The organism is Amycolatopsis sp. cmx-4-54 (assembly GCF_046548895.1).
Lineage (GTDB): Bacteria > Actinomycetota > Actinomycetes > Mycobacteriales > Pseudonocardiaceae > Amycolatopsis.
Genome location: NZ_JAEBEJ010000016.1, coordinates 79,868 through 105,252, shown reverse-complemented (window position 1 = coordinate 105,252; position 25,385 = coordinate 79,868). Strand labels below are relative to the sequence as shown.

Sequence of the window (25,385 nt, the reverse complement as noted above, 5' to 3'; positions counted from 1 at the left end):
GTGAACCCGCGGCCGCGATAGACGTCGGCAGGGCGCAACTGGGAAATCACGTCGCCACAGGTGAACAGGGCGCCCTGCCACCGCGATCGCGGAGCCTTCGGCAGGGCGGGTTCACGCCTCTGGTCACTTCTTCGTGTTCATCTCAACTCCGCTCCCGGGTTGCTCGAAGGTGATCGCGTCTACGTCGAACAAGCCGCCGGAACCGCCCTTGAACACGAGGAACAACGGGCCGGTGCCGCCGGGGTCGGTGATGGCGGAGGCCGGGATGTCGGCATAGGTGTCCCAGCCGCCGGTGTTGGCGACGGTGACCGTCTGGACCAGCGGGCCGTCCACCGCGCCCGAACGGACCTCGATCGTGCCGCCCGCGCCGCCGGAGGAGACCCGGTAGCCGATGCCGCTGACCCCGACGAGGTTCACCGGGTCGAATTTGATCCAGTCGCCGGATTCGATGTGGCCGACGCGTTTGCCGCCGCTGGCGCCGGCGTGCACGACGACCTCGATCCCGCTGGACTGGGTGTAGAACTCGGCCTGCTTCAGCTTCGGCTGCAGGATCGACTCCGCCTCGCCGGTGAGCGCGGGCACGCCGTTGCCGCCGTTGTCGGTGTAGCTGGCGTTGATGACGCCGAAGACGTTGGCGTCCGCGCCGTGTCCTTCGTCGGCGGGGGTGGCGATGGTGCCCTCACAGCCGGTCGCGCGGCTGAGCGGATGCCCGTGGCCCTCGTGGCCGAGGATGTATTCGACGGTCACCTTCGAGCAGTCGATCGGGTTGTCCTCGGCGTCGGTCACCTCGACTTTGAACGGGACCATGTCCCCGAAACTGAACACACTGCCGTTGACCGGGGTCTTCAGCGTGACCACCGGCGCGGTGTTGCCGACGGTGACCACCACGCTCGCCGAGCCGGTCAGCCCGGTGGCGTCGGTGACCGAGAGCTTCGCCGTGTACTGGCCGTTCGCGGCGTAGGTGTGGGAAACCGGGGCGGCTTCGGTGGAGTCGGTCGTGCCGTTGCCGTCGAAGTCCCAGGCGTAGGTCAGCGCCTGGCCGTCGGGGTCATTCGTCCCGGCGGGGTCGAACCTGACGGTCAGCGGCGCCTGCCCGGACGTCTTGTCCGCAGCCACCTGGGCGACCGGCGTCCGGCGTCCCTTGGTGTAGTCGATGCGGTAGACGGCGGATTCCTTGGAGCCGCCGAAATAGCCGGTGCCGTAGTCGAGAACGTACATCGCGCCGTCCGGGCCGAACTCGATGTTCATCGGGCGCACGAGGTCCATCGAGTCGAAGAACGGCTTGATGGCGCCGCGTTCCCCGTTCGGTCCGACGGTGATCTCCTTGATCCAGCCGCGTTCCCATTCATAGGCGAAGGTCTTGCCGTTGAAGTATTCCGGGAACTTCGTCTGCGACGGGTTCTTCGCGTCGTACTGGTAGACCGGTCCGCCCATCGGCGACTCGGGTCCGGTGCCGAATTCGGGCAGCGAACCGCCGTCGTAGGGGATCCACGCCTTCTCCACCGGCGGCAGATCGGTCAGCCCGGTGTTGCGCGGACTGGTGTTCTTCGGCTTGGCGCAGTCGAACGCGGCGCCGGACTGCTTGGTGGCGAAGTCGTAGTCGATGAACGGCTGGTTGTCCCCGACGCAGTACGGCCAGCCGAAGTTACCGGGCTTCTTGATCAGGTTGAACTCGACCGTGCCGCCGGGCCCGCGCTTCGGGTCGGCCGCGCCGGCGTCGGGACCGTAGTCGGCGAGGTGGATCCAGCCGGTCTTGCGGTCGACGGCGAACCGGAACGGATTGCGGAAGCCCATCGCGTAGATCTCGGGTTTGGTCTTGGCCTTGCCGCGCGGGAAGAGGTTGCCCCTGGGGATGGTGTACTTCCCGCCCGCGCCGACCTTGATCCGCAGCACCTTGCCGCGCAGGTCGTTGGTGTTGGCCGAGGTGCGCTGCGCGTCGTAGACCGGGTTACGGTCGGCGCGTTCGTCGATCGGGGTGTAGCCGTCGGAAGAGAACGGGTTGGAATCGTCCCCTGTGGACAGATACAGGTTTCCCTGGGCGTCGAAGTCGATCTCGCCGCCGGCGTGGCAGCAGATCCCTCGTTCGGCGGGGACCTGGAGGATCTTCTGCTCGCTCGCGAGCTCGATTTTGTTGTCGGTGCTCAGCTTGAACCGCGAGAGCTGGTTGTAGCCCTTGAACGGGGCGAAGTCGGCCGGGGTGCCGTTCTCCGGCGCGTCACCGGCCGGGGTGTTCAGCTTGGGCGCGTAGTACAGGTAGACCCAGCGGTTCTTGGCGAAGTCCGGGTCGATGGCGACGCCCTGGAGGCCGTCCTCGTCGTGGTTGTAGACGGGGATCTGCCCGGCCAGCGACGTCGTCGCCGACGAGCTGGTGTACCAGACCCGGCCGTCGCGCGAGGTGTGCAGGACGTCGCGGTTGGGCAGCACGGAAAGCGCGATCGGCTCGCCGGTCTTCTCCTCGCCCTTGGCCAGGGTGATCTGGTCGAAGTCCGCGTCGACCGGAGCTTCCTGTGGCTTGGCGCAGCCTGCCTCGCTCAGCTTGGTGGCGTACTTGATGCCGCCCGCCAGATGCTTGCGGAAGGCCGGTTCGGCGTAGGAGGCCTTGGTGTGCCCGCCGCCGGTGTACCAGGAACGGCCGACGGAGTTCTCGTGACACCAGGCGATCGGGTGATCGCCCATCGCGCCGTCACCGGGCTGGTAGCTCTTCTCGTCCAGGCTCGCGAGGACGTGGACGTCGCCGCGCGGGTTCTCGCGGAAGTTGTACCACTCGTCGGTACGCGGCCACGTCTCGGGAAGGTCCACAGTGGACACGTGCGTGTGGTCCTCGACCTTGACGTTCGCCTGCTGGATCTGCGGGTGCGATGCGAAGTACGCCCCGACCAGCTCGCCGTACCAAGGCCAGTCGTACTCGGTGTCGGAGGCGGCGTGCACGCCCACGTACCCGCCGCCTCCCTTCACGTACCGCTCGAACGCGGCCTGCTGGGCCGCGTTCAGCACGTCACCGGTGGTGGAAAGCCAGACCACCGCGTCGAACCGCTTGAGGTTCGCGTCGGTGAAGGCGGCCGCGTCCTCGGTCGCCTCCACCCCGAAGTGGTTCTGCGCCCCCAGTTCCTTGATCGCCTTGATCCCGTCGGGGATCGAATCGTGCCGGAAGCCCGCGGTCTTGGAGAACACGAGCACCGTCGCTGCTTCGTGCGCCGATGCGGTTTGCACCGGTAGCGCGACGCCTGTCAGAGCCGTGACCATGGCTGTGACGAGCACACCCAGTCGTCGTTTCAAAGACATAGCAGTAGCGATCCTTTCGATGAGCGGCGGCGATCAAGGAAGGGGATGCGGGTGGAAAAGCCTTTCTCTGCGGTGGGGATGGGGTGTCGTGAGTGATTCGGGTCGTTCTGACGACCCGAATCACTCACGACCTACTGGACCGAGGGCCTTGCCGGCCCGAGCCGGCTCGAGGTGGTGCGAAAGTGGCTTTCGCAACCTCGGTACCGGCGAGAACAGACGTCCTTGCCCCGAAAGCCACTCTCGGGACATCAGACGTCGCGAAGGTGGCCTTCGCGCCACGCACCGACCACACCACCTCCGCCACCTCCTCTACTTCAGCCCTTGCAGCGACAACAGCAGGGGATGTACGTCGGTCGCCCCCACCCGACCGGACGGCTGGAAGGCCGGGTCGGAGCACAGCAGCACCGGACCGTCCTCCGCGGAATCCGGCAGCCGTCCGTGCGAGCCGCGCACCCAGCGCGGGTCGGTCGGGACGACGTCCATCGCGTACCGGAGCCCGGCGAACTTCTTCGCCAGGTTCAGCCCGGCCCGCGCCTTGGCGAGCTTGTCCTCCGGGTCGAAGAACAGCTCGGCGGGGTCGTAACCCGGTTTGCGGTGGATCTCGACGCCGCGCGCGAAGTCGGGCTTCCGCTCGTCGTCGAGCCAGTAGTAGTAGGTGAACCACGCGTCCGGCTCGGCGACCGCGACGAGTTCGCCCGCGCGTTCGTGGTCGATCCCATACCGAGCCTGCGCCTCGCGGTCGAGCACCTCGTCGACACCGGTCAGTTCGCCGACGATGGAGCGAACCCGTTCGACGTCGGCCGAGTCGCGGACGTAGACATGCGCGACCTGGTGGTCGGCGACGGCGAACGCACGCGACGCCCACGGGTCGAGGTACTCCATCCCCGCCTGCGTGTAGACCTCCAACAGGCCCTCACGCCGCAACGCCCGGTTGATGTCGACCGGCCTGCTCACGTTCGTGATCCCGTACTCGCTGAGCGCGACCACGGTCGCCCCGGCGTTGCGGGCGTCGTCGAGCAGCGGCGCGAGCGCGTTGTCCAATTCCCGCGCCGCCAACGCGGCTTGCGGCGCGTCGGGGCCGAAACGCTGCAGGTCGTAGTCCAGATGCGGGACGTAGGTCAGCAGCAGATCGGGACGCTGTTCCCGCAGGATCTGCCGGGACGCGCCGATGACCCACTTGCTCGATTTGATCGACGCCGTCGGACCCCAGTACTGGAAGAGCGGGAACTCCCCCAGCGCGCCCGTCAGCTGGTCGTGCAACTCGGGCGGACGGATATAGGCGTCCGGCGATTTGCGGCCGTCGGCGTGGTAGATCGGCCGTGGGGTCACCGTGACGTCGGTGCTCATCCCCATCGCGTACCACCAGCAGACGTTCGCCGACGTGTACCCGGGATGCGCCACCCGTGCGGTCTCCCACAGCTTTTCGCCGCCGACGAGCCGGTTGTGCTGGCGCCACAGGAAGATCTCGCCCAGCTCGCGGAAGTACCACCCGTTGCCGACGATCCCGTGCTGCGCGGGCATGAGCCCGGTGAGGAACGTCGACTGCGCGCTGCAGGTGACCGCGGGCAGCACCGTGCCGAGTTCGGCCTGCCAGCCGTCGCGGGCGACGGCGGACAGTTTCGGCATGTCCCGCAACGCCTTCGGGGTCAGCCCGACGACGTCGATGACGACCAAGGGTTTCACGCGGACACCTCTTCCTTGACGAGGTTCGCCTGTGCCCACTCGAGTTCCGCGGCGATCCCGCCGACGAGGTCGCCCGCGTCCGGGAGCACGCTCCAGGTGTAGGTCTCGACCTCGATATGCGGTTCGCCGGGCAGACCGGCGGCGACGGTGCGCAGGACATCCGTGGTGGTGGACAGCGGCGCGGCCGGGGCCCGGTGCAGCGGCATGTGGAAATGCACGCGCCACGGCCCCTCCCCCGGCAGGTCGGTCCACGCCTCGGGCAGGTCGTCGGCCTTGCGCACGACACCGCCCGAAAACTCCCGGACCTGGTGCAGGTAGCGCGGTTCCGCGAACGCGGCCAACGCCTCACGAGCCTCGGCGGGATCTTCGACGTGCAGTGCGGCGGAAGCCTGCACCTTGACGATGTCCACATCGGACTTAGCGATCGCCTTGAGGGTCTCCGCCGGGTCGGCGAACGAGACCGCGAGGTGACAGGTGTCCAGGCACAGCCCGACGTACTCCGGGTCGACGCGGCCCGAAAGCCAGGCCAGCGCGTCGGCCACGGTGTCGAGCACGCAGCCGGGCTCGGGTTCGACGGCCAGTTTGATCGGCCGATCACCGATCGCCCGGACGACCTGACCGAAGGCTTCGGCCGCGCGGCGGTCGTCGTGCTCGGTCCACGGTTCACGCCAAGCCAACGGCAGCGTCGATATGCTGCCGTAAGCAGCGTCCTCGGCGAGCAGTTCGGACAGGACGTTCACGCAGTCGATCGTGTATGCGACCCGGTCGGGGTTCGTCCACTCAGGACGGTAGACCGCGTGCTTGACGACGTCGTCGTGGAAACCGCCGTAGGGGAACGCGTTCAGCGTGTACACCGAAAGTCCGCGAGCGTCGAGTTCGGCGCGGAAACGCTTGCGTGCTCCGGCATCTTCGGCCAGCCCGCGCGCGACCGGCGCGGAAAGCCACAGTCCGACGCCGAGCCGATCGGCGCCCAGCCGCTCCCGCACCGGAAGCGCGTACCGATCCAGTTGCGCGACGATACCGTCGACATCCTCGGCGGGATGGACGTTCGTACAGTAGGAGATCATTTGCGGGCACCTCGCAGCACCGAGTTGCCCTCGAAGGTCACGGCCTCGCCGGTGAAACCGGGCAGCGGGTCCAGCGTGAGCCTGCCGCTCAGGCCGTAGAAGTCGACCGGGTTCTGCCACAGCACCTTGTCGACGTCGGCCTCGGTGAACCCGCCGTCGAGCATCGCCTGCCCGGTCTTGGCGGTCTTCAGCGGATCGGACCGGCCCCAGTCGGCGGCCGAGTTGACGATCATGTTGTCCAGCCCGTACTGGCGCAGGATCTCGACCATCCGGTGCTCGTCCATCTTGGTGTCCGGGTAGATGGAGAAACCCATCCAGGCGCCGGAATCCTTGACCAGCTTGACGGTGACCTCGTTGAGGTGGTCGACGACCACGCGCTCCGGCGCGACGCCGGCCTCACGCACGACGTCGAGGGTGCGCTTGGTGCCTTCCAGTTTGTCGCGGTGCGGGGTGTGCACCAGGACCGGGAGATCGTGCTCCAGCGCCATCGCCAGTTGCCGCGAGAAGACCTCGTCCTCTTCCTTGGTCATCGAGTCGTAGCCGACCTCGCCGACCGCGACCACGCCGTCCTTGGCCAGGTACCTCGGAAGCACGTCGAGCACCTCGCGGCAGCGGGGGTCGTTGGCCTCCTTGGGGTTCAGCGCGATCGTGCAGTGGTGCCGGATGCCGAACTGAGCGGCACGGAACCGTTCCCAGCCGATGAGCGCGTCGAAGTAGTCGGTGTACGAGCCGACGCTGGTGCGCGGCTGCCCCAACCAGAACGCGGGCTCGACCAGCGCGCGGACACCGGCCGCGTACATGGCTTCGTAGTCGTCGGTGGTCCGGGAGGACATGTGGATGTGGGGATCGAAGATACGCACGGTCAGTGGCCTTCCTTGAGCAAGGAGAGGGCGTCGGCGGGTACGTCACGTCCGGCCGCCCTGCGTTCGTCGGCGAAGTCGGCGAGCATGCGCCTCAGCTCGTCGTCCGCGCGGGAAGTGAGGTCCGCGACGGCGGCCAGCGGCACCCCGACGAAGACGCATTTGAGGACACCGTGGCGCCACGTGTGGTCGTCCAGGAACCGCGCGAAGACACCCATGGCGGCCGCGACCAGCCTGATGTCGTTGGCGCGCAAGGCGTCTTCGACCAGTTTGATCCCGGCATCGGTGACTTCGGCACCCGGGGACTCCAGCGAGTTGAGCGCCCGCAGGATCCCGCGCCGCTCGGCGTCGTCGCCGTAGCGGTAGAGATCGCGCAGTTCCGCTGCCAGCGCGGCGTCGCCGAGGATGTCCGCCAGTACCGTCACGAGCCGGACCCTGGCCCGGTCGTCGACGGTGCCGTGGACCAGCCCCTGCGGATCGGTGTCCGGGCGCAGCGCCTGCCGGCCGACTTCGCGGCCGACGGCCGGGAAGATCGAGCCGATCACCGACGGCTTCTCCCGGATCCGGCGTTCCGCCTTGGCCGACCACGTCTGCGGCATCGCCGCGGTGAGGGCCTCGAAAGCCCGGCGCGCGGTGTCCGGCGCGGCATGGCTGTGCCGGGGCAGCTCGACCGCGGCCAGCCCGGTGTAGCCGATCTCCGCCAGCGCGGCGAGCGTCCCCGGCAGGTCCAGGTGCCCGTCGCCGAACTCGAGGTGTTCGTGGACCCGCGGCAGCATGTCGTCCAGCTGCACGTTCCACAGCAGCGGACCGGCGAGGCGGACGCATTCGGCCGCGTTGACCGGCTCGACGGCGACGCAGTGCCCGACGTCGAGCGTGACCCCGAACAGCTCCGGCTCGCCGAGTTCCTTGCGCAGGTCCAGGACCTGGCTCAGATGCTGCACGAGGTGGCCGGGTTCGGGTTCCATCGCCAGCCGGACGTTCAGCCGCGCGGCGTGCTCCAAGACGGCCGCGACTCCCTCGCGCAACCGGGACCAGGCGACGTCTGTGTCCACTGTGCTGTCCAAAATCGACACACCGGACCAGAACGAGACGCAATCGGCGCCCAGCTCCGCGCCGATTTGCAAAGCCCTTGCCAGGAAGTCGATCCGGAGCGCGGGGTCGTCCGACAGCAGTGTCGGCGAGTGCTTGCGCCACGGGTCGAGCAGATAGCGCGCGCCGGTTTCGACGACGACGCGGTTCAGGCCGAGCGCCGAAAGCCGGGCGGCCACGTGATCGACCTGCCGCGCCAGATCGTCGGCGAACGGGTCGAGATGGTCGTGGTCCAGCGTGAGCGCCACCCCGGTGTACCCGAGGTCGGCGATGATGGCGAGCGCGTCGTCGAGGCGGTGGTTGGAGAAGCCGTTGGTGCCGTATCCGAGGTGAAAACTCATGTGGGGCTCACCTTCCTCGACAGCTTGCGGGCGATCGGCAGCGCGGCCGCGACCAGCACGGCCCCCACTACCGAGTCCTTGGCCGTGACCGCCGCCTGCAGCGGGACCATGCCGTGGATGCCGGATTTCGTCGCCGAGCGCACGGACTTCGCCGACGGGTCACGGACGGCGTCCGCCTGTGCCCTTCCGACCAGGCCCGCGTAACCGGAACCGGCCGCCATCGAGGCCGCGCGATGCCAGCCGCCCCGCGCCGGTCCGGTCAATGCCAACGTTGTCGCCGCGCAGCTGGTGGCCAGTGCGGCGCGGGCCGCCCCCGGGTTCGCGCCGTGCACTTCCCCGGTGGACAACGCCGTGACGCCGAGCGTGTGGACACCGACAGCCGCCGCGGCGGTGGCCGCCTTCTTCGGAGAGTCACCAGCGCCCAGCAGGACGTCGAGCGTGCGGCAGGCCGCCATCGCCACCGGCCCGGCCGGGGTCGGTTTGAGCACGGTGTCGTAGGCCCACACCGCCGCCGCGAGCGGGACCGCGACCCGCATCGACCGGCGGCCGCCGCCGAGCGCTGCCAGGCCGAGTCCGGCAACGGTCAACGCCGCCCCGGTGGTGAGCGCCGCGCCCGCGCTCACCCGCCCGGACGGGATCGGCCGCTCGGGACGCTCCACGGCGTCGAGCTTCCGGTCCGCCCAGTCGTTGAGGGCCATCCCGGCCCAGTAGAAAGCGACCGACGACAACGGCAGCAGCAGCCGTCGCCCGGTCATCCTGAGCCCCGCCGCGGCGGATCCGGCGACCGTGTCGCCGAGCACCGTCAGCGCGGCGGGCGCCCGCACCAATTCGATGTAGGCCCTCACAGCGCGGCCGCCCAGGCGATCAGGCGGGCGGTCTGCTCGGCGAACCGGTGTTCGTCGCTGCCCAGCGGATCCTTGAAGAAGAAGCCGAGTTCGGTCAGCGCGCCGCTCTGGCCGGCGGCGTGTGCCGTGGTCACCAGCCTCGCGAGGTCGAGGATCAGCGGCGCCGCGAGCGCGGAGTCGTAACCGGTCCAGGTGAACTGCAGGCTCATGCGCGCGCCGAGGAAGCCCTCGAAGGACACGTGGTCCCACGCGGTCTTGATCTCGCCGAGGTCGGGCACATTGTCGATGTGCAGCGGTGCGGTGACGTCCTCGCCGAGCAGCGCCGCGAGCCCGCGCGCCTTGGACTCCAGCTTGCTGTTCGCGGTCACCGGGTCGGCCAGGGTCTCGCCGTCGCCGCCGCCGAGCAGGTTGGTGCCCGCCCAGGAGCGGACCTTCAGCGCCCGCGCGCTGAACATCGGCGCGAGGACCGTGCGCAGCAGCGTCTCACCGGTCTTCCCGTCACACCCCGCGTACGGCAGGCCTTCCCGCGCGGCCAGCTCCCGCAGCGCGGGCAGGGTGACCCCGGCGGACGGCGTGAACTCGACGTACGGGCTGCCTGCTTTCAGCGCCGCGTAAGCCGACAGGGAACTCGACGGCAGCACCGCCCGTGCCGGGTCGGCGAGCGCCGCTTCCAGCGCGTCGAGGTCGTCGTGTTCGGGCAGGTGGGGACAGGGAGCTTCGGTGGAGGACACGTTGACCACGACGACCCGCGCGAGGGCGTGCCGGTCGGCGAAAGCTCGGATGTCCGCCGTGAGCCGGGCGGCCGCGTCGGCTTGGGCACCGGTATGGGACGCCGGGTGGTAGCCATCGCGGATCTCGGCGTCCACCTCGGCCAGCCCGGACCGGACCGCGGCGAACACCGCGTGCCCGAACACGCCGGCGTGCGCCAGCTGCTCGGCCCGCTTCTCCAGCGGCGTATGCGCGATGTCGTGCCCGCCGAGGACCAGATCGTCCCAGCCCGGCAACGGAACCCCGGCGAACGCGGGCAGCTCGGTGACGCAGCCGCCACCGCCCGTCACCCCCGCGCGCAGCGCGAGGAGTCCCACCGCGGCCGTGGTGGCCACCGACCCCCTCGCCCCGATCAACCAGATGCCCGTACGCTCGTGAGCAGGCATTTCCTCCACCTTTCCCAGCCCGAGAACACCAACCTCCGATGGTCGGATGTTTCGGATCGAACCAAGTCGCAGTGATAGTCGTCATGCGACTTTCGGCTGGATCTCTCGCTCAGTTGCTCCCCTTCGTGGTGACGCAGGGGACAGCGGTCCATCGCGCCTCGTCGGCCGCGCTGCGCTCGACGGCGGCCAAGACCTGCTGAACCCTCAACCCGTCCTCGAAGGACGGTTCGGGATCCGTGCCGTCGCCGATCGCGGTGAGCAGATCGGCGACCTCGTTGGTGAAGGTGTGCTCGTAGCCGAGGAGATGCCCCGGCGGCCACCACACCCCGACGTACGGGTGCTCGGGTTCGGTGACCAGGATCCGGCGGAACCCGGCCTCGGTGGCGGGCTGGCCGCCGTCGAAGAAGGACAGTTCGTTCATCGACTCGAAGTCGAACGCGAGGCTCGCCTTCGACCCGTTGATCTCCAGCCGCATCGCGTTCTTGCGCCCCAGCGCGAACCGGGTCGCCTCGAAACTCGCCACCGCGCCGCCGGTGAACCGGCCGAGGAACAGCGCGGTGTCGTCGACCGTGACCTGCCCGGTGCCGCCGTCGCCATCCGGCCGCTCCTTGACGAAGGTGTTGGTCAGCGCCGAAACCCCGGTGATCGTGTCGCCGGTGACGAACTGGGCGGCGTCGACGATGTGCGCGCCGAGGTCGCCCAGCGCGCCCGAGCCCGCCTTGTCCTTGTGCAGCCGCCAGGTCATCGGTGCCTGCGCGTCGGACAGCCAGTCCTGCAGGTACACCGACCGCACGTGGCGGATCTCGCCGAGCGCCCCGCTCGCGACCAGTTTCCTGGCGTGCGCCAGCGCGGGCACCCGGCGGTAGTTGAAGGCCACCATCGACCGGACGCCGTTGGCCCGCGCCTTCTCCGCCGCCTCGGCCATCGCTTCGGCCTCGGCGAGGGTGTTGGCCAACGGCTTCTCGCACAGCACGTGCTTGCCCGCTTCGAGCGCGGCGATCGCGATCTCGGCGTGGCTGTCGCCCGGCGTGCAGATGTCGACCAGGTCGACGTCGTCGCGGGCGATCAGCGCGCGCCAGTCCGTCTCGACGTCTTCCCAGCCGAACCGTTCCGCCGCGGCCTTCGTCCGCACCTCGTCACGGCCGCCGAGCACGGCGAGTCTCGGGATCAGTGGTGGTGCGAAGAACCGGTGCACACTGCGCCACGCGTGCGAATGCACCGCACCCATGAACGCGTGGCCCACCATGCCGATCCCGATCGTTTCCTTTGCCGTGCTCATGCCCCTCCTATGTCTCCGCTTGCGTGTGTCGGGTACGCGGGGTTTACGAGTCGAAGCCGACGTCCATGTACTTGTCGACGTTCTCCTTGGTGACCACCGCGGAGTACGTGGTGATCTCGGCGGGGATCTCGTGCTCGGCGAAGTCGCCGGCCCCCTTGCCCTGGCCGAGAAGCCGCGCGAGCGAGATCGCCGAAGACGCCATCGACGGGCTGTAGAGCACCGTCGCCTTCAGCGGCTCGGCGTCGGTCTTGATCAGGTTCATCGCGTTCTTCGAACCCGCGCCACCGACCATCAGGAAGTCCTTGCGGTTGGCGTTGTTGATCGCCGCGATGACGCCGACCCCCTGGTCGTCGTCGTGGTTCCAGAGAGCGTCCAACTTGGCCGCCGACTGGAGCAGGTTCGAGGTCTGCTGCTCGCCGGATTCCGGGGTGAACTGCGCCGAGACGCGCGGTCCTACCTGGAAACCCTGACGCGCCAAGGCATCCTTGAAACCCTTGCTGCGTTCCTGGGTCAGCGGAAGGGAGTCGATACCCGCGACCTCGCCGATGACGGGACTGGCGATGTTCTTCGCCTTCATCTGCTGGGCGATGTAGTTCCCGGCGTTGACGCCCATGCGGTAGTTGTCGCCACCGATCCAGGTGCGGTACGCGAGCGGGGTGTCGAAGACGCGGTCCAGGTTGATCACCTGGATACCGGCGTCCATCGCCTGCTGGCCGACCGCGGTCAGCGCCTTGCCGTCGAACGGCAGGATCACCAGGACGTTGACCTTGGCGTTGATCAAGGTCTCCACCTGGGAGATCTGCTGGTTGACGTCGTTGGTGCCCTCGGTCGCGTTGAGCGTGACCTCACTGAACTTCTGCGCCTGCGCGCGGGCGTTCTTGGTGATGGCCGCCATCCAGCCGTGGTCCGCGGCCGGTGCCGAGAACCCGATGGTGACCGGGGTGCCGGGCTGCGAGTTCGCCCCGGCGTTGGCCACGTTGGCCGCGTTGTTCTGCGCCGGCGCCTCGTTCGAGGTGCACGCGGTCAGCAGCGCACCCGCTCCGACGGCCGCGCCTCCCCGCAGGAAGGCGCGGCGGCGCACGAAAGAATTGCGCAGGGATTGTTCGGTCATGACGACTCTCCATCCACGGTGATGAGTGGTTGCCAACCGGCGGTCTCGTGAGTGGTTAGAACGGTTAGAACCGTCCTAACCACTCACGAGCCCTCAGCCAGTACTCGTCTTGGATTTCTTCACGGAGCGGAACTGCAGCAGCGCGGCCAGGACGATGATCACGCCCTTGGCGATGTTCTGGATGTCGGTGTCCAGGTTGTTGAGCGTGAAGATGTTGGACAGCACGGTGAAGATCAGCACGCCGATCAGGGTGCCGATGAGCGAACCGCGGCCACCGGTGAGCAGCGTGCCACCGATGACGACCGCCGCGATGGCGTCGAGTTCGTAGAGCATGCCGTTGGTCGAGGCGCCCGCGGTGGTGCGGGCGACGACCATCAGCGCCGCGATACCGCAGCACAGGCCCGCGACGCCGTAGACGAGCGCGGTGTGCCGCTTGACGTTGATGCCCGCGAGCCGCGACGCCTCGGCGTTGCCGCCGACGGCGTAGGTGCGGCGGCCGAACGTGGTGCGGTTGAGCACCACCCAGCCGATCGCGAACACCAGCGCGAACATCCAGATGAGCACCGGGATACCGAGCAGGTCACCGCGGAAGAAGTCGAGGAAGGACGCCTCCGCCACCACCTGGGTGCGGCGGCCGCTGATCCGTTCCGCGAGCCCTCGGGCCGCGACGTACATCGCCAGGGTCGCGATGAACGGCACGATCTTCCCGTAGGAGACCAGGATCCCGTTGACCAGCCCGCAGCCGAGGCCGACCAGGAGTCCACAAAGGATCATCACCCATGGCCCGTAGGACTGGGTGGCCAAGGTGGTCAGCCAGACACTGGAGAGCGCCACGATCGAGCCGACCGAAAGGTCGATGCCGCCGGCGATGATCACGAAGGTCATCCCGACGCTGACCACGCCGATGGCCGCGGCCAACCGGAGGATCGTCGAGAGGTTGCCTTCGGTGAAGAACTGGTCGGGCCTCGTGACCTGGCCGACGATGCACAGGATCACCAGCACCCCGGCCAGCCCGAGCAGCCGGGTGTCGAGCGAGAAGTTTCGCTTTTCCTTTGGGCGTACAGGTTCCACGGCGGGTCCCGTACGCACCGATTCGGCTTGGTCGGTCACGCCGCACTCCCCTCGAGAATCACGTCGAGCACATCCGCCTCTGTCAGCTCCGCAGACGGCTTTTCAGCCAGGACACGTCCTTCACGCAGCACCAGCACCCGGTCGGACAAGCCGAGTACTTCGGGGATCTCGCTGCTGACCAGCACGATCGCGACGCCGGTCGCGGCCAGTTCCTCGATCAGCCGGTACAGCTCCGCCCGCGCGCCGACGTCGACCCCGCGCGTCGGTTCGTCCAGCAGCAGGACCCGGCAGCCGCGGACCAGCCAGCGGGCGAGCACCGCCTTCTGCTGGTTGCCGCCGGACAGCGTGCGGATGATCCGGTGCGGGTCGGCGGGCCGGAGATCGAGGCGCCGCAGGCTTTCGCCTGCGTCTTCCAGTTCCCGCGACCGGTCGGAGAACCCGAAGGTCGCGTATTTGCCCAGGCTCGCCAGGGTCACGTTGTGCACGACGGGCAGGTCCAGCAGCAGCCCTTGGCTCTTGCGTTCCTCCGGCGCCAGCCCGATCCCGGCCTTGACCGCCGCGGACACACTGCCCGGCCGGACCGGTTCGCCGTCGACCGACACCGAGCCCGTGTCCTGCTTCCGCGCGCCGAAGATCGTCTCCAGCAGCTCACTGCGTCCCGAGCCGACCAGGCCCGCGATGCCGACGACCTCACCGGCGTGCACGGTGAAGTTCACGTTCTCGAACTCGCCGACGGTGGTGAGGTTCTCCACCTTGAGAACCTCTTTGTCCGGGTTCACGTGTTCCTGGTGCCGCGGGCCGAACACGGTCTCGACCTTGCGGCCCGCCATGAGCGCGACGAGATCCGCCGTCGGCGTCTCCTTGGCGTCGAGGCCGGTGGAAACGGTCTTGCCGTCCTTGAGCACGGTGACGCGGTGCCCGATCCGGCGCAGTTCTTCGAGCCGGTGGGAGATGTAGATGATCGCGACGCCCTCGGCGGTCAGCTCGCCGACGATGCGGAACAGGTTGTCGACCTCTTCGCCCGCCAGTGCCGCGGTGGGCTCGTCCATCACCAGCAGTTTCGCGTCGTACGCGAGTGCCCGCGCCATCGAGACCAGCTGCTGACCGGCGGCGGACAGCTTGCCGACCTCGGTCGACGGCGCGATCTCCGGATGACCGAGCCGCGCCATCAGTTTCGCGGCCTTGTTCCGGGACTCGCTGATCCGCGTGAACCCGAACGACGCGCGCTCGCGGCCGAGGAAGATGTTGTCCGCCACGGAAAGCCCGGGCACCAGGTCGAGTTCCTGGTACATGGTCGCGATGCCGATCTTCAGCGCGGCGACCGGCGAGGGCAGCGTGACCGGCTCACCCTGCCAGAAGATCTCGCCGCCGTCGGGGCGATGCGCTCCGGCGAGCGTTTTGATCAGCGTGGACTTGCCCGCGCCGTTCTGGCCGAGGAGACAGTGCACCTCACCGGGTTCGACGTCGAAGTCGACCCCGTCGAGCGCACGGACCCCGGGGAAGGTCTTCACGATCCCCCGGACGGATAGCAGCGTCATGCCGGAGCCTCCTCGGTCTCGAAGGGAACTAGCGTCGGGTCGGCGAAAAGCCGTTCGGTGGCGAGGTGTGCGGCGCCGCGCAGCGGGGCGGTGGTGCCCAGCGGCGACGGCTCGACGCGACAGGTGGGTTCGTGCCCGAGCGGACGCGCGGACAGTTCGCGGCGCACCGGCTCGACCAGCCACTCGCCCAGTTCGGCGAAGTAACCGCCGAGCACGACGACGTCCGGGTCGAGCACGTCGACCACAGTGGACACCGCGATGCCGAGCGCGACCCCGAGTTCCGAGACGGCGGCGACCGCCCGCTGGTCTCCGCGCTGCACGCGGTGCCTGAGCAGCCCGGCCCGGCCGTCGACGCCCAAAGCGGGATCGTGCAGCGGGTCACCGGGTGAGGCCGCGCCGCGCAGGACCGCGTTGAGCCCGGCCTTGGTCTCCAGGCAGCCGACCCGGCCGCACTGGCACTGTTCGCCGGACGGGTCGACGGTGATGTGCCCGACCTCGCCCGCGAAACCCCTGGCACCGCGCAGGATCGCGCCGCCGGACACGAGTCCGCCGCCGACACCCGTGCCGCCGCTGAGGTAGAAGAGCTCCCGCACACCTCGGCCGACTCCGGCGACGGCCTCGCCGATCGCGCCGAGGTTGGCCTCGTTGTCGACCGCGATGGCGTCCGCGGGCAGACCGAGCCGGGCGGCGAGGAGGTCGGCGATCTCGGCGTCGCGCCAGCGCAGGGTCGGCGCGAACCGCAACACGGCGGCGGCCGAATCGACCAGGCCCGGCACCGAGACGGTGACCCCGACCGGCTGGTCGTCGAGCAGCACGGTCCGGGCGAGGAAGGCGAGCTCGTCCATGCTCCGGTGCAGCCCGAGCGCGGCGACGTCGGCGGTCTCGGTGCGTTCGGCGACGACGCGGCCGTCGAGGTTCGTGACGACGGCGGCGAACCGATCGGCCTCGACGCTGAGCGCCAGCCCGCAGGCGCTGGCGCCGTTCAGCTCCAACAGCTGGCTGGGCCTGCCGTTGCCGCCGCCCTGGAGTCCGGCGGAGCGGACGAGACCGCGGTCGGACAGCTCGGTGATCAACCCGGAGACGGCCGCCTTGGTGAGCCCGCAGCGCGCGGCGAGCTGGGTGCGCGAGAGCGCCCCCGAACGCAACGCCCGCAGGAGCGCGGCGAGGTTCGAGGTACGTGGGCTGACCGGGTCGAGCTGCCCGGAATCAGTCGCGGCCACACTGCCCTCACTTACGAATCGGCCGTAACAAACTTTGTTACTTAGCCAGCGAAAGTAGGGTGGTCCGTGTCACTCGTCAAGGTGACAACAGGACAGAAATAGGCGCCGTCACCCGAATAGCCGTCCAGAACTACGCAGACTTTCATATTTTACGAGCGAAAGTCTGTACGATCTTGACGTTACTAATCGGATTCGCGTGGATGCTCACCGTGCCGCCGGTCGGTCACTCAGCGCCTTCATTGCGCCCCTCCCCCACGCCCCTCCCCCACGCCCGCGTCCCCCTCCCGCGCGCAATGAAGGGGCCTTTCATAGCAAATTTTGCTATGAAAGGTCCCTTCATTGCACGGGGCGGGGGGACCGGGGCGAGAGACCTCAGCTACTCAGCGTGAAGGCCCGATCGGTAGCGGACCACGCGGCCCCGATGACGCCCGCGGTGTCCCCCAGCTCGGACAGCACGATCGGCAGGTTCCCGGTCGCGAGCGGTAGCGACCGCCGGTAGACCGAGCTGCGGATCTCGGCGAGCAGCTGATGCCCGAGCTGCGCCACGCCGCCGCCGATCACGACCATGCCCGGGTTCACGAAACTCACCAGCGAGGCGACCACCTGCCCGAGCCGCCGCCCGCCGTCGCGGATGAGGTTGACCGCGCCGAAATCGCCCGACGCCGCCGCGCGGCCGACGTCCTGCGCGGTGATCGCGCCGCGGTCCGCGACGACGTCGGCGAGGTACACCGACCGGCCGCTGCGGGCCAGGGTCAGCCCGTCGCGGGCCAGCGCGGCGCCGCCGAAGTACGCCTCGAGACAGCCTGTCTCACCGCAGGCGCACGTCGGCCCGTAGTCGTCGAGGCGGATGTGCCCGATGTCGCCCGCGGTGCCGGCGACACCGCGGTACACCTTGCCGCCGAGCACGATCCCGCAGCCGATACCGGTACCGATCTTGACGAACACCAGGTCGTCGATGGAGCGCGCGACCCCGGCGTGCCGTTCCCCGAGCGCCATCGAGTTCACGTCGTTGTCGACGGTGACCGGGCAGCGCAGCAACCCGCCGAGATGGTCGCGCACGGAGAACCGGTCCCAGCCGGGCATTATCGGCGGCGCGACCGCCATGCCCTCGGCGAAGCTCACCGGCCCGGGGAGGCCGATCCCGGCGGCGATCAGCTTGCCCGGCGCCTCTTCGCGGATCTTCTCCGCCAGCGCGACGACGCGTTTGAGCACGGCGTGCGGCCCCTGCCGGACGTCGCAGTCCTCGACGGTGTGCACCAGCACCTCGCACGAAGCGTCGGTGAGGGCGACCCCGACCGACGTCGCGCCGACGTCCACCGACAGCACTCGCAGGTCTCCCGCCAGCCGCACCAGCGTGGACCGCCTGCCACCGCGGCTCGCCGAAGGACCCGCGGTCTCGACGAGACCGACCTCGGCCAGCCGCGCGACCTCGGCCCCCACCCGGGCACGCGGCAGCTCCAGCCGCTCCCCCAGTTCGACCCGGGACATCGGTCCCTCATCCCGCAACAGGGTGAGCAGCTGGGTCTGGTGCCGGGTTTCGACCATCGGATGCTCCGAGGTGGGTGCCGTGCTCATTCACCTGAGCCTACGGCGTTGTCCACTTGCTGTCCCGAATGCCACTCGGAACCTTCAGGGCCCATCGGGCGGGAACAAACCCACCGTCACACCTCAGTCCACTGTGGACGATTCGGTGCGAGCGGGTGGCCGGGCGCGGCTCATTCCTGGAACTCCCGATCATCCTACCTGCTCAACTTATCATCGTTAAGATCTTAACGGTGATAAGATACGGTCGAGTTGTCAACTCCGATACGGACCGGCGAAGGTGTGCGCATGGTCGTGAGACGGGACGGGTACGTCCGAGCCGCGCTGGAACTCCTCGACGAGGTCGGGCTGGACGGATTGAGCCTGCGCAAGCTCGGGGAGAAGCTCGGCGTGCGCGGTCCCGCGCTCTACACGCATTTCGAGAGCAAGCAGGCGTTGCTCGACCAGATGGCCGAAACCATGCTGGACGACCGGCTCGCCCCGCTGGACGATCCCTCGGCGATGGACGACTGGGCGGAGTGGCTGGCGCGGCGCGCTCGCACCATCCGCCGCACGCTGCTGTCCTACCGGGACGGCGCACGCCTGCACGCCGGCTCCCGCCCGACCGGCCGCTCGGCGATGACGCCGCTGATCAAACCGTTGCTGCGGGCCGGTTTCACCGAAGAAGACGCGACACACGCGATCCTCGCGATCAACCGGTACACGCTCGGCTGCGCGATCGACGAACAACAGCACGCCGAGGGCGACCACGACGAGGATCCGGGCGCCTCCTTCGAATACGGTCTCGCGCGCCTGATCGCCGGGCTCCGCGCCGACGTCGATGTCGCGAATCCGCCAGACCAGGATGTCGCATAGCTGCTGGACTGACGCCATGACAAGCGAAACCGCCCGGCTGTTCCGTTCCCTGCACGTCCCGTCGAACCCGCTGGTGCTCGCCAACGCCTGGGACGTCGCGAGCGCCCGGCTCGTCGAGGACGCGGGCGCCGCGGCGATCGCCACCACCAGCGCCGGCGTGGCGTGGAGCCTCGGCGCCCCCGACGGTGACCGCCTCGGCCGCGAACTCGCGGTGGACCTGATCGCCAGGATCGCCCGCGTGACAACGGTTCCGGTGACCGCGGACATCGAAGGCGGCTACGCGGACACACCCGGCGGCGTCACCGAGATCGTCGCCGCGGTGGTCGCGGCGGGCGCGGTCGGCATCAACATCGAGGACGGCCCGCGACCGCCCGAAGAGGTGGTCCCCCGGATCGCGGCGGCCCGCGCGGCGAGTGACGAGGTCTTCGTCAACGCCCGGATCGACACGTTCCTCCGCGGGCTCGGCGGAGTTCCGGAGACGCTGGAGCGCGCGGCCGCGTACCTCGCGGCGGGCGCGGACGGGATCTTCGTTCCCGGCGCCACCGATCCCGCCGTGATCGCCGCGCTCGTCGAGGGCATCGACGCGCCGGTGAACGTCATGGCTCACCCGGGCGCGCCCAGCGTCAAGGAACTGGCCGGGCTCGGGGTCGCGCGGGTGAGCGTCGGCTCCAGTATCAGCCAGGCCGCGTACGCCGTCGTGCGGGAAAGCGCCCGGGAACTCTTCTCGGCGGGCACCTACTCGCGTCTCGAGGACTCCGTGGACTACGTCACCCTCAACGACCTCCTCACCTCCCGCATTTAGCGGACGAAATGCGGGAGGGTGCGTTCGGTCCGGTGAGTCGTGACCGGCGCACACGCGAGCCCGCCGCCCCGGGGGGAGCGTTGCGAAAGCCACTTTCGCAACCTTGAGCGTTGCGAAAGTGGCTTTCGCAACGCGCTCACCGGGGGCGGGTGCCCAACTACCCGCATTCAGAGGACGAAATGCGGGTCAAGACCAGAGGTAGCGGCGTTCGGGTCGTCCCGTCCCGCCGTACTTGAGGGTCACCTCGGCCTTTCCGGTCGCCACGAAATGCTCCAGATACCGGCGCGCGCTCACCCGCGCCACACCGGTCGCCTCGGCGCATTCGCTCGCGGACATCCCGCCGGACGCGCCCCGCAGCGCGGTCTCCACCAATCGCGCGGTCTCCGCCGTGAGTCCCTTGGGCAGTACGGGTTTCGCGCTCGGCCGCGCGCCGAAGACCTGGTCGACGTCGGCCTGGCCTGCCTCGTCCAGCCGGTCCAGCCGACGGTGCAGCGACGCGAAATGGGTGAGCTGATCGCGCAGGGACGCGTACTCGAACGGCTTGATCAGATAGTGCAGGACCCCGCCCCGCATCGCCTGCCGCACGGTCTCCACGTCGGTGGCGGCGGTGATGAGGATGACGTCGACGTCCTCGGTCGCGCGCAGTTCCCGCAGCACCGAAAGCCCGTCGAGATCGGGAAGGTAGACGTCGAGCAGCACCAGGTCCGGTTTCAGTTCCCGCGCCAGGCGGAGCGCGTCGGCGCCGGTGTGCGCGACCCCGGCCACGGCGAACCCCTCCGTGCGCGTGACGTATCCACTGTGGACTTTCGCGACCATGAAATCGTCGTCGACGACGAGCACCCGGATCATCGCGGCAACCTCGCCGTGAACACCGCGCCGCCGGAGTTGTGCACCTCGACGGAACCGCCTCGCCGCACACACGCCTGCCGGATCAGCGCGAGCCCGAGCCCGCGCTGGCCGTGCGCCGCGGCCTTCGTGGTGAAGCCGTGCTCGAACACCTCTTCCGCGATCTCCGGGGCGACTCCCGGCCCGGAATCACGGACCACCACCCGCACTTCGTCCTCCTCCTGCCACACCCCGACCTCGATCCAGCCGTGCTCCCCGCCCAGCGCGTCCAGTGCGTTGTCGACGAGATTTCCCAGCACTGTCACCAAATCGGTGGATAGGGCGTCCTCGACGCGGTCGAGTTCGCTGTCCGGCGCCATGCGCAGCCCGACCCCGCGTTCCGCGGCGAGCGACGCCTTCGCGATCAGCAACGCCGCCACCGCCGGATCGCCGACCCGCGAACCGACCTCCGCGCGCCACTCCCCCTGCGCCGAACTGATCCGGCTGACGTAGCCGCGGACCTCTTCGTATTCCCCGAGTTCCAGCAATCCGGAGATGGTGTGCAGCCGGTTGCTGAACTCGTGCGCCTGCGCCCGCAACGTGTCGGTCGCGTGCCTGCTGGCGTCGAGTTCGTCCCGCAACGTCATCAGATCGGTGCGGTCCCGCAGGGTGACCACGGCTCCCCGCACGTCGATCGGCATCCGGTTCAGCGTCAGCACCTTCCCTTGCCGCAACACGATCTGGTCGGCGCCGGTCGCGCGGCCGGTGAGCAGGTCGCGGATCCGCTCGTTGAGGTCGAGGTCCTCGACCGAGCGGCCGACGGCGTCCTCCGGCAGCGCCAGCAGTTCGCGGGCCTGGTCATTCACCAGGGTGATGCGGTGGTGCGGGTCCAGGCCGACGACGCCCTCCTTGATGCCGTGAAGGAGCGCCTCCCGGTTCTCGACCAGCGCGGTGATCTCGTGCGGCTCCAGGCCGAGCGTCTGGTTCTTCACGCGCCGCGCCAGCAGCAGCGAACCACTCACCCCGATCACCAGCGCGACGCCCAGCACCCGCAGCGCGTTGTCCGGCGAGTCGAGCACGCCGGCGAAGAACCCGGGCGACTTCGAACCCGCCGCGACCATGCGGATCACCTTGCCGCCCTTTTCGTCGAGCACCGGGACGTGTGCCACGGTCGACCCGTCGAGTTCGCCGACCCACGACCGTCCAGAGAGGACGGTGCTGTCGCCGATGTCGAGCAGCGTGCGGAGCTGATCCGGATACGGCGAGGCGAGCACGTAGCGATCGGCGCCCGCGATCACCACGAAATCCACCCCGGAAAGGCTCCGCGCGGTCTCCGCGGGCGCGTTCAGCTCGAACGGGCCGTTCTCGAGGTCGCCCACGATGCCCTGCGCGGCGACACTCTCCGCGACCGAAAGCGCCCGGCGTCCCTCGGTCGTGCGGAAATTGCTCCCCGCCTGGACGATGGCCAGCACGCCCACCGCGCACAGTAGGCAGGTGACGACTACGAGTTGCCACACGAGGAGCTGGCGGGCCAAGGAACCCCGAGCACCCATCGCCACCTCCGCGTGACCACAAAGAACAAAAGAACCCTTAGGCGTCTAAGCGAGACATCTCTGTTTACACGAGTGCAACATGTCCAACCACGCGGCAGAGAGGCGGGGATCACAGTGAAGCCCAGTAGCTGGTTGGCCATCGCGGCGGCGCTCGTCGCCGTCTTGCTGGTGCCACCGTTGCTCACCCCGGGCGGCGAGGCCGACGAGGGCTCGCAGATCCGGTCGTTGCGGGTCCTCGTGCCCAACGCGCCCGGCGGCGGTTACGACATCACGGCGCGGACCGCGACCAAGGCGATGGAAGACGCCGACCTGCTCGGCAACGCGGAGGTCTTCAACCTCCCCGGGGCCGGCGGCACGGTCGGCCTCGGCCGCACGGTGGCCGAACGCGGCAACGGCAAACTCGTCATGTCGATGGGCCTGGGTGTCGTCGGCAGCGTGTTCACGAACAAGTCGCCGTCTTCGCTGCTCGACACCACGCCGGTGGCGAAGCTGATCGAAGAGTCGGACATCGTCGTGGTCGGCAAGGACTCGCCGTACCAGAACATCGGTCAGCTGATCGAGGCCTGGCGGAAGGACCCCGGCGCGGTGCAGGTCGGCGGCGGCTCGTCGCCCGGCGGACCGGACCACCTGGCGCCGATGCTGATGGCGAAGGCCGTCGGGCTCGCGCCCAAGGCGGTCAACTACGTCCAGTTCGACGGCGGCGGTGAACTACTCGCGTCGGTCCTCGGCGGCAAGGTCGCGTTCGGTGTCTCGGGGGTCGGCGAGTACCGCGACCAGATCGCGGCGGGCACGCTCCGGGTGCTGGCGGTGACCAGCGCGAACCGGATCCCCGGAATCGACGCGCCGACGCTGGCGGAGTCCGGTGTGGACGTCAAGTTCACCAACTGGCGCGGCATCGTCGCGCCGCCCGGCATCACCGAAGCGGACCGCGCGAAGCTGGTGAGCCTGTTCGAGCGGTTGCAGAAGACGCCGCAATGGCAGGAAGCCTTGCAGCGCAACGGATGGACCGGCGCGTTCGCGCCAGGCGAGCAGTTCGGTTCGTTTCTCGAAGAGGAGAACACGCGAGTGGCAACGGTGCTGAAAGAGCTGGGTCTGGCATGACGACCGCATGGCTGAAGGAGCGCTCCGAACTCGGGGTGAGCGTCGGGCTCGTGGTGCTCGGTGTCCTGGTGCTCACCGACGCGCTGAGCATTCCCACCGACTTCGCCCAGCGCGGTCCGGTGGGACCGAAGGCGGTGCCGATCCTGGTCGGTTCGCTGCTGCTGCTGGTCGCCGTCCTGCTGGCGCGCGACGTGCTGCGCGGTGGCAAAGGGGAGGCCGAGGGCGGCGAGGACATCGACCTCAGCGAGCCCGCCGACCTGCGCACGGTGCTGTTGCTGTGCGGCGCCTTCCTCGCCAACGCGGCGCTGATCGGCCTGGTCGGCTTCCCGATCTCGGGCGCGATCCTGTTCTGGGGCGCGGCGTACGCGCTCGGCAGCCGCAACCTGGTGCGTGACCCGCTGATCGCGGCCGGCATGTCCGTCGTGACCTTCCTGGTCTTCAACAACCTGCTCGGAGTCCCGCTGCCCGGTGGCCCGTTGATGGAGGTGTTCTGATGTTCCAGCAACTCATCGACGGCTTCGGCACCGCGCTGACCCCGACCCATATCGCGATGGCGGCGATCGGGGTACTGCTGGGCACCGCGATCGGTGTCCTGCCGGGGATCGGCCCGGCCATGGCGGTGGCGCTGCTGCTCCCGGTGACCTACGGGCTGGAGCCCACCGGCGCGTTCATCATGTTCGCCGGCATCTACTACGGCGGGATGTTCGGCGGTTCGACGACGTCGATCCTGCTGAACACGCCGGGGGAGAGCGCGGCGGTGGTCGCGGCCATCGACGGCAACCCGATGGCCCGCAAGGGCCGCGGTGCGCAAGCGCTTGCGGCGGCCGCGATCGGGCATTTCATCGGCGGCATCCTCGGCACCATCGCGCTGGTCGTGCTGGCTCCGATCATCGCGAAGCACGCCGTCGACATCGGCGCGCCGGATCTGTTCGCGATCATGGTCCTGGCGTTCATCGCGGTCACCTCGGTACTCGGCAGTTCCCGGATCCGCGGTGTGGCGTCGCTGCTGATCGGGCTCACCATCGGCCTGGTCGGCCTGGACGAGATGACCGGACAGCAGCGGCTGACCTTCGGTTCACTGCATCTCGCCGACGGGATCGACGTCGTGATCGTGGCGGTCGCGCTGTTCGCCGTCGGCGAGTCGCTCTGGGTCGCCGCGCACCTGCGGCGCAACGCGTTCAAACCGATCCCGGTCGGCAGGCCCTGGCTTTCGCGTGCCGATCTGAAGCGGACCTGGAAGCCGTGGCTGCGCGGTCCGGTCATCGGGTTCCCGTTCGGCGCGGTGCCGGCCGGTGGCGCCGAAATCCCGACTTTCCTCTCCTACGTCACGGAAAAGCGGCTCTCGAAGCACAAGGACGAGTTCGGCAAGGGCGCCATCGAAGGCGTCGCGGGCCCGGAAGCGACGGCGTCGGCCTCCGCCGCCGGGACGCTGGTCTCGATGCTGACGCTCGGCCTGCCGACCACCGCGGTCGCGGCCGTGATGCTGGCGGCGTTCCAGCAGTACGGCATCCAGCCGGGACCGTTGCTGTTCGAGCGGGAGTCTTCGCTGGTGTGGGGCCTGATCGCCTCGCTGTTCGTCGGGCTGACGCTGCTGCTGGTGCTGAACCTGCCGCTGGCGCCGCTGTGGGCGAAGCTGCTGCGGATCCCGCGGCCGTACCTCTACGCGGGCATTCTGTTCTTCGCCAGTGTCGGCGCGTACGCGGTCAACGCGGACATCTTCGACCTGCTGGTGATGTTCGTGATCGGCCTGATCGGCTTCGCGATGCGCCGGTACGGGTTGCCGGTGCTGCCGGCGATCATCGGCGTCATCCTCGGCCCGGCCGCCGAACAGCAGATGCGGCGCGCGCTGCAACTCAGTGACGGCAGCCTGACCGGGCTGTTCAACACCCCGTTCGCGATCGTCGTCTACGTGATCATCCTGGTGATCCTGTTCTTCCCGGTGATCAAGCGTTTCCTGCCTGCCCGCCCCAGCGCTCCCGAGGCGGAGTCCAAGGACAAGGTCGACGCCTGACCAGTGGGAATCCGGCCCGGCCTCGACTGCCCCGAGGCCGGGCCTTCTCCCTCCCTGGAGGTAACGAAAAGATAACAGCGAGATCGCTTTTTGAACCGCTCTTCGTTCGGGGCCGTTTCAGCCAACACGGAGTCAGTTACGCCGGCACTGCCGGCG

General features: G+C 69.0%; 20 protein-coding genes. 5 read left to right on the top strand and 15 right to left on the bottom strand.

Annotated elements, in window-relative coordinates:
* Nucleotides 1-123: 123 nt before the first annotated feature.
* The 13 genes from ACLJQ7_RS37610 to ACLJQ7_RS37550 form a co-directional block, all read right to left on the bottom strand.
* Nucleotides 124-3,243 (bottom strand): ThuA domain-containing protein, encoded by a 3,120-nt coding sequence (locus ACLJQ7_RS37610; protein ID WP_410653029.1) that lies wholly within the window; start codon nt 3,241-3,243, stop codon nt 124-126.
* A 348-nt stretch (nt 3,244-3,591) separates the two neighbouring features.
* Nucleotides 3,592-4,965: an alkaline phosphatase family protein gene (locus tag ACLJQ7_RS37605; RefSeq protein ID WP_410652945.1), complete on the bottom strand. Its 1,374-nt coding sequence runs from the start codon at nt 4,963-4,965 to the stop codon at nt 3,592-3,594.
* On the bottom strand, nt 4,962-6,032 hold the full coding sequence (eboE, locus tag ACLJQ7_RS37600; RefSeq protein WP_410652944.1) for a metabolite traffic protein EboE: 1,071 nt from the start codon (nt 6,030-6,032) through the stop codon (nt 4,962-4,964). Before eboE ends, ACLJQ7_RS37605 begins: the two co-directional genes overlap by 4 nt.
* Nucleotides 6,029-6,892: a TatD family hydrolase gene (locus tag ACLJQ7_RS37595; RefSeq protein ID WP_410652943.1), complete on the bottom strand. Its 864-nt coding sequence runs from the start codon at nt 6,890-6,892 to the stop codon at nt 6,029-6,031. Before ACLJQ7_RS37595 ends, eboE begins: the two co-directional genes overlap by 4 nt.
* A 2-nt stretch (nt 6,893-6,894) precedes the next feature.
* A complete protein-coding gene (locus ACLJQ7_RS37590) occupies nt 6,895-8,322 on the bottom strand; it encodes an EboA domain-containing protein (protein WP_410652942.1) in 1,428 nt (475 codons plus the stop codon).
* Nucleotides 8,319-9,167 (bottom strand): SCO3242 family prenyltransferase, encoded by an 849-nt coding sequence (locus ACLJQ7_RS37585; RefSeq protein ID WP_410652941.1) that lies wholly within the window; start codon nt 9,165-9,167, stop codon nt 8,319-8,321. Before ACLJQ7_RS37585 ends, ACLJQ7_RS37590 begins: the two co-directional genes overlap by 4 nt.
* The gene (locus ACLJQ7_RS37580; RefSeq protein ID WP_410652940.1) at nt 9,164-10,321 is read right to left on the bottom strand and encodes an inositol-3-phosphate synthase; all 1,158 of its coding nucleotides are present in this window, start codon (nt 10,319-10,321) and stop codon (nt 9,164-9,166) included. Before ACLJQ7_RS37580 ends, ACLJQ7_RS37585 begins: the two co-directional genes overlap by 4 nt.
* Before the next feature lie 109 nt (nt 10,322-10,430).
* Nucleotides 10,431-11,600, bottom strand: coding sequence for a Gfo/Idh/MocA family protein (locus ACLJQ7_RS37575; RefSeq protein ID WP_410652939.1), 1,170 nt, complete (start codon nt 11,598-11,600; stop codon nt 10,431-10,433).
* Nucleotides 11,601-11,643: 43 nt separating this feature from the next.
* Nucleotides 11,644-12,711, bottom strand: coding sequence for a substrate-binding domain-containing protein (locus ACLJQ7_RS37570; RefSeq protein ID WP_410652938.1), 1,068 nt, complete (start codon nt 12,709-12,711; stop codon nt 11,644-11,646).
* Nucleotides 12,712-12,804: 93 nt separating this feature from the next.
* A complete protein-coding gene (locus ACLJQ7_RS37565; RefSeq protein ID WP_410653028.1) occupies nt 12,805-13,782 on the bottom strand; it encodes an ABC transporter permease in 978 nt (325 codons plus the stop codon).
* A gap of 35 nt (nt 13,783-13,817) precedes the next feature.
* Nucleotides 13,818-15,320 carry a sugar ABC transporter ATP-binding protein gene (locus tag ACLJQ7_RS37560; protein ID WP_410652937.1) on the bottom strand — a complete coding sequence of 501 codons (1,503 nt, stop codon included), beginning with the start codon at nt 15,318-15,320 and terminating at the stop codon, nt 13,818-13,820.
* Entirely contained in the window at nt 15,317-16,540 is a 1,224-nt protein-coding gene (locus ACLJQ7_RS37555; RefSeq protein ID WP_410652936.1) for an ROK family protein, read from the bottom strand. The genes ACLJQ7_RS37560 and ACLJQ7_RS37555 overlap by 4 nt, the downstream gene beginning before the upstream one ends.
* A 372-nt stretch (nt 16,541-16,912) precedes the next feature.
* Nucleotides 16,913-18,115 carry an ROK family protein gene (locus ACLJQ7_RS37550; protein WP_410652934.1) on the bottom strand — a complete coding sequence of 401 codons (1,203 nt, stop codon included), beginning with the start codon at nt 18,113-18,115 and terminating at the stop codon, nt 16,913-16,915.
* 255 nt (nt 18,116-18,370) lie between these two features.
* Between ACLJQ7_RS37550 and ACLJQ7_RS37545 the strand changes: the two genes are divergently transcribed.
* Together ACLJQ7_RS37545 and ACLJQ7_RS37540 are read left to right on the top strand one after the other, a co-directional pair.
* Nucleotides 18,371-18,937, top strand: coding sequence for a TetR/AcrR family transcriptional regulator C-terminal domain-containing protein (locus ACLJQ7_RS37545; protein ID WP_410652933.1), 567 nt, complete (start codon nt 18,371-18,373; stop codon nt 18,935-18,937).
* A 16-nt stretch (nt 18,938-18,953) separates the two neighbouring features.
* Nucleotides 18,954-19,739: an isocitrate lyase/phosphoenolpyruvate mutase family protein gene (locus ACLJQ7_RS37540; protein WP_410652932.1), complete on the top strand. Its 786-nt coding sequence runs from the start codon at nt 18,954-18,956 to the stop codon at nt 19,737-19,739.
* Between the two features lie 186 nt (nt 19,740-19,925).
* Here ACLJQ7_RS37540 and ACLJQ7_RS37535 read toward each other — a convergent pair whose 3' ends face one another.
* Both ACLJQ7_RS37535 and ACLJQ7_RS37530 read right to left on the bottom strand, forming a co-directional pair.
* Nucleotides 19,926-20,588 carry a response regulator gene (locus tag ACLJQ7_RS37535; RefSeq protein WP_410652931.1) on the bottom strand — a complete coding sequence of 221 codons (663 nt, stop codon included), beginning with the start codon at nt 20,586-20,588 and terminating at the stop codon, nt 19,926-19,928.
* A complete protein-coding gene (locus ACLJQ7_RS37530; RefSeq protein WP_410652929.1) occupies nt 20,585-22,117 on the bottom strand; it encodes an ATP-binding protein in 1,533 nt (510 codons plus the stop codon). The genes ACLJQ7_RS37535 and ACLJQ7_RS37530 overlap by 4 nt, the downstream gene beginning before the upstream one ends.
* 132 nt (nt 22,118-22,249) lie before the next feature.
* Between ACLJQ7_RS37530 and ACLJQ7_RS37525 the strand changes: the two genes are divergently transcribed.
* The 3 genes from ACLJQ7_RS37525 to ACLJQ7_RS37515 are packed head-to-tail and all read left to right on the top strand — an operon-like array spanning nt 22,250 to nt 25,229.
* Nucleotides 22,250-23,218, top strand: coding sequence for a Bug family tripartite tricarboxylate transporter substrate binding protein (locus ACLJQ7_RS37525; protein ID WP_410653027.1), 969 nt, complete (start codon nt 22,250-22,252; stop codon nt 23,216-23,218).
* Nucleotides 23,215-23,712 carry a tripartite tricarboxylate transporter TctB family protein gene (locus ACLJQ7_RS37520; protein WP_410652928.1) on the top strand — a complete coding sequence of 166 codons (498 nt, stop codon included), beginning with the start codon at nt 23,215-23,217 and terminating at the stop codon, nt 23,710-23,712. The genes ACLJQ7_RS37525 and ACLJQ7_RS37520 overlap by 4 nt, the downstream gene beginning before the upstream one ends.
* Nucleotides 23,712-25,229 (top strand): tripartite tricarboxylate transporter permease, encoded by a 1,518-nt coding sequence (locus tag ACLJQ7_RS37515; RefSeq protein ID WP_410652927.1) that lies wholly within the window; start codon nt 23,712-23,714, stop codon nt 25,227-25,229. Before ACLJQ7_RS37520 ends, ACLJQ7_RS37515 begins: the two co-directional genes overlap by 1 nt.
* Nucleotides 25,230-25,385 lie beyond the last annotated feature (156 nt).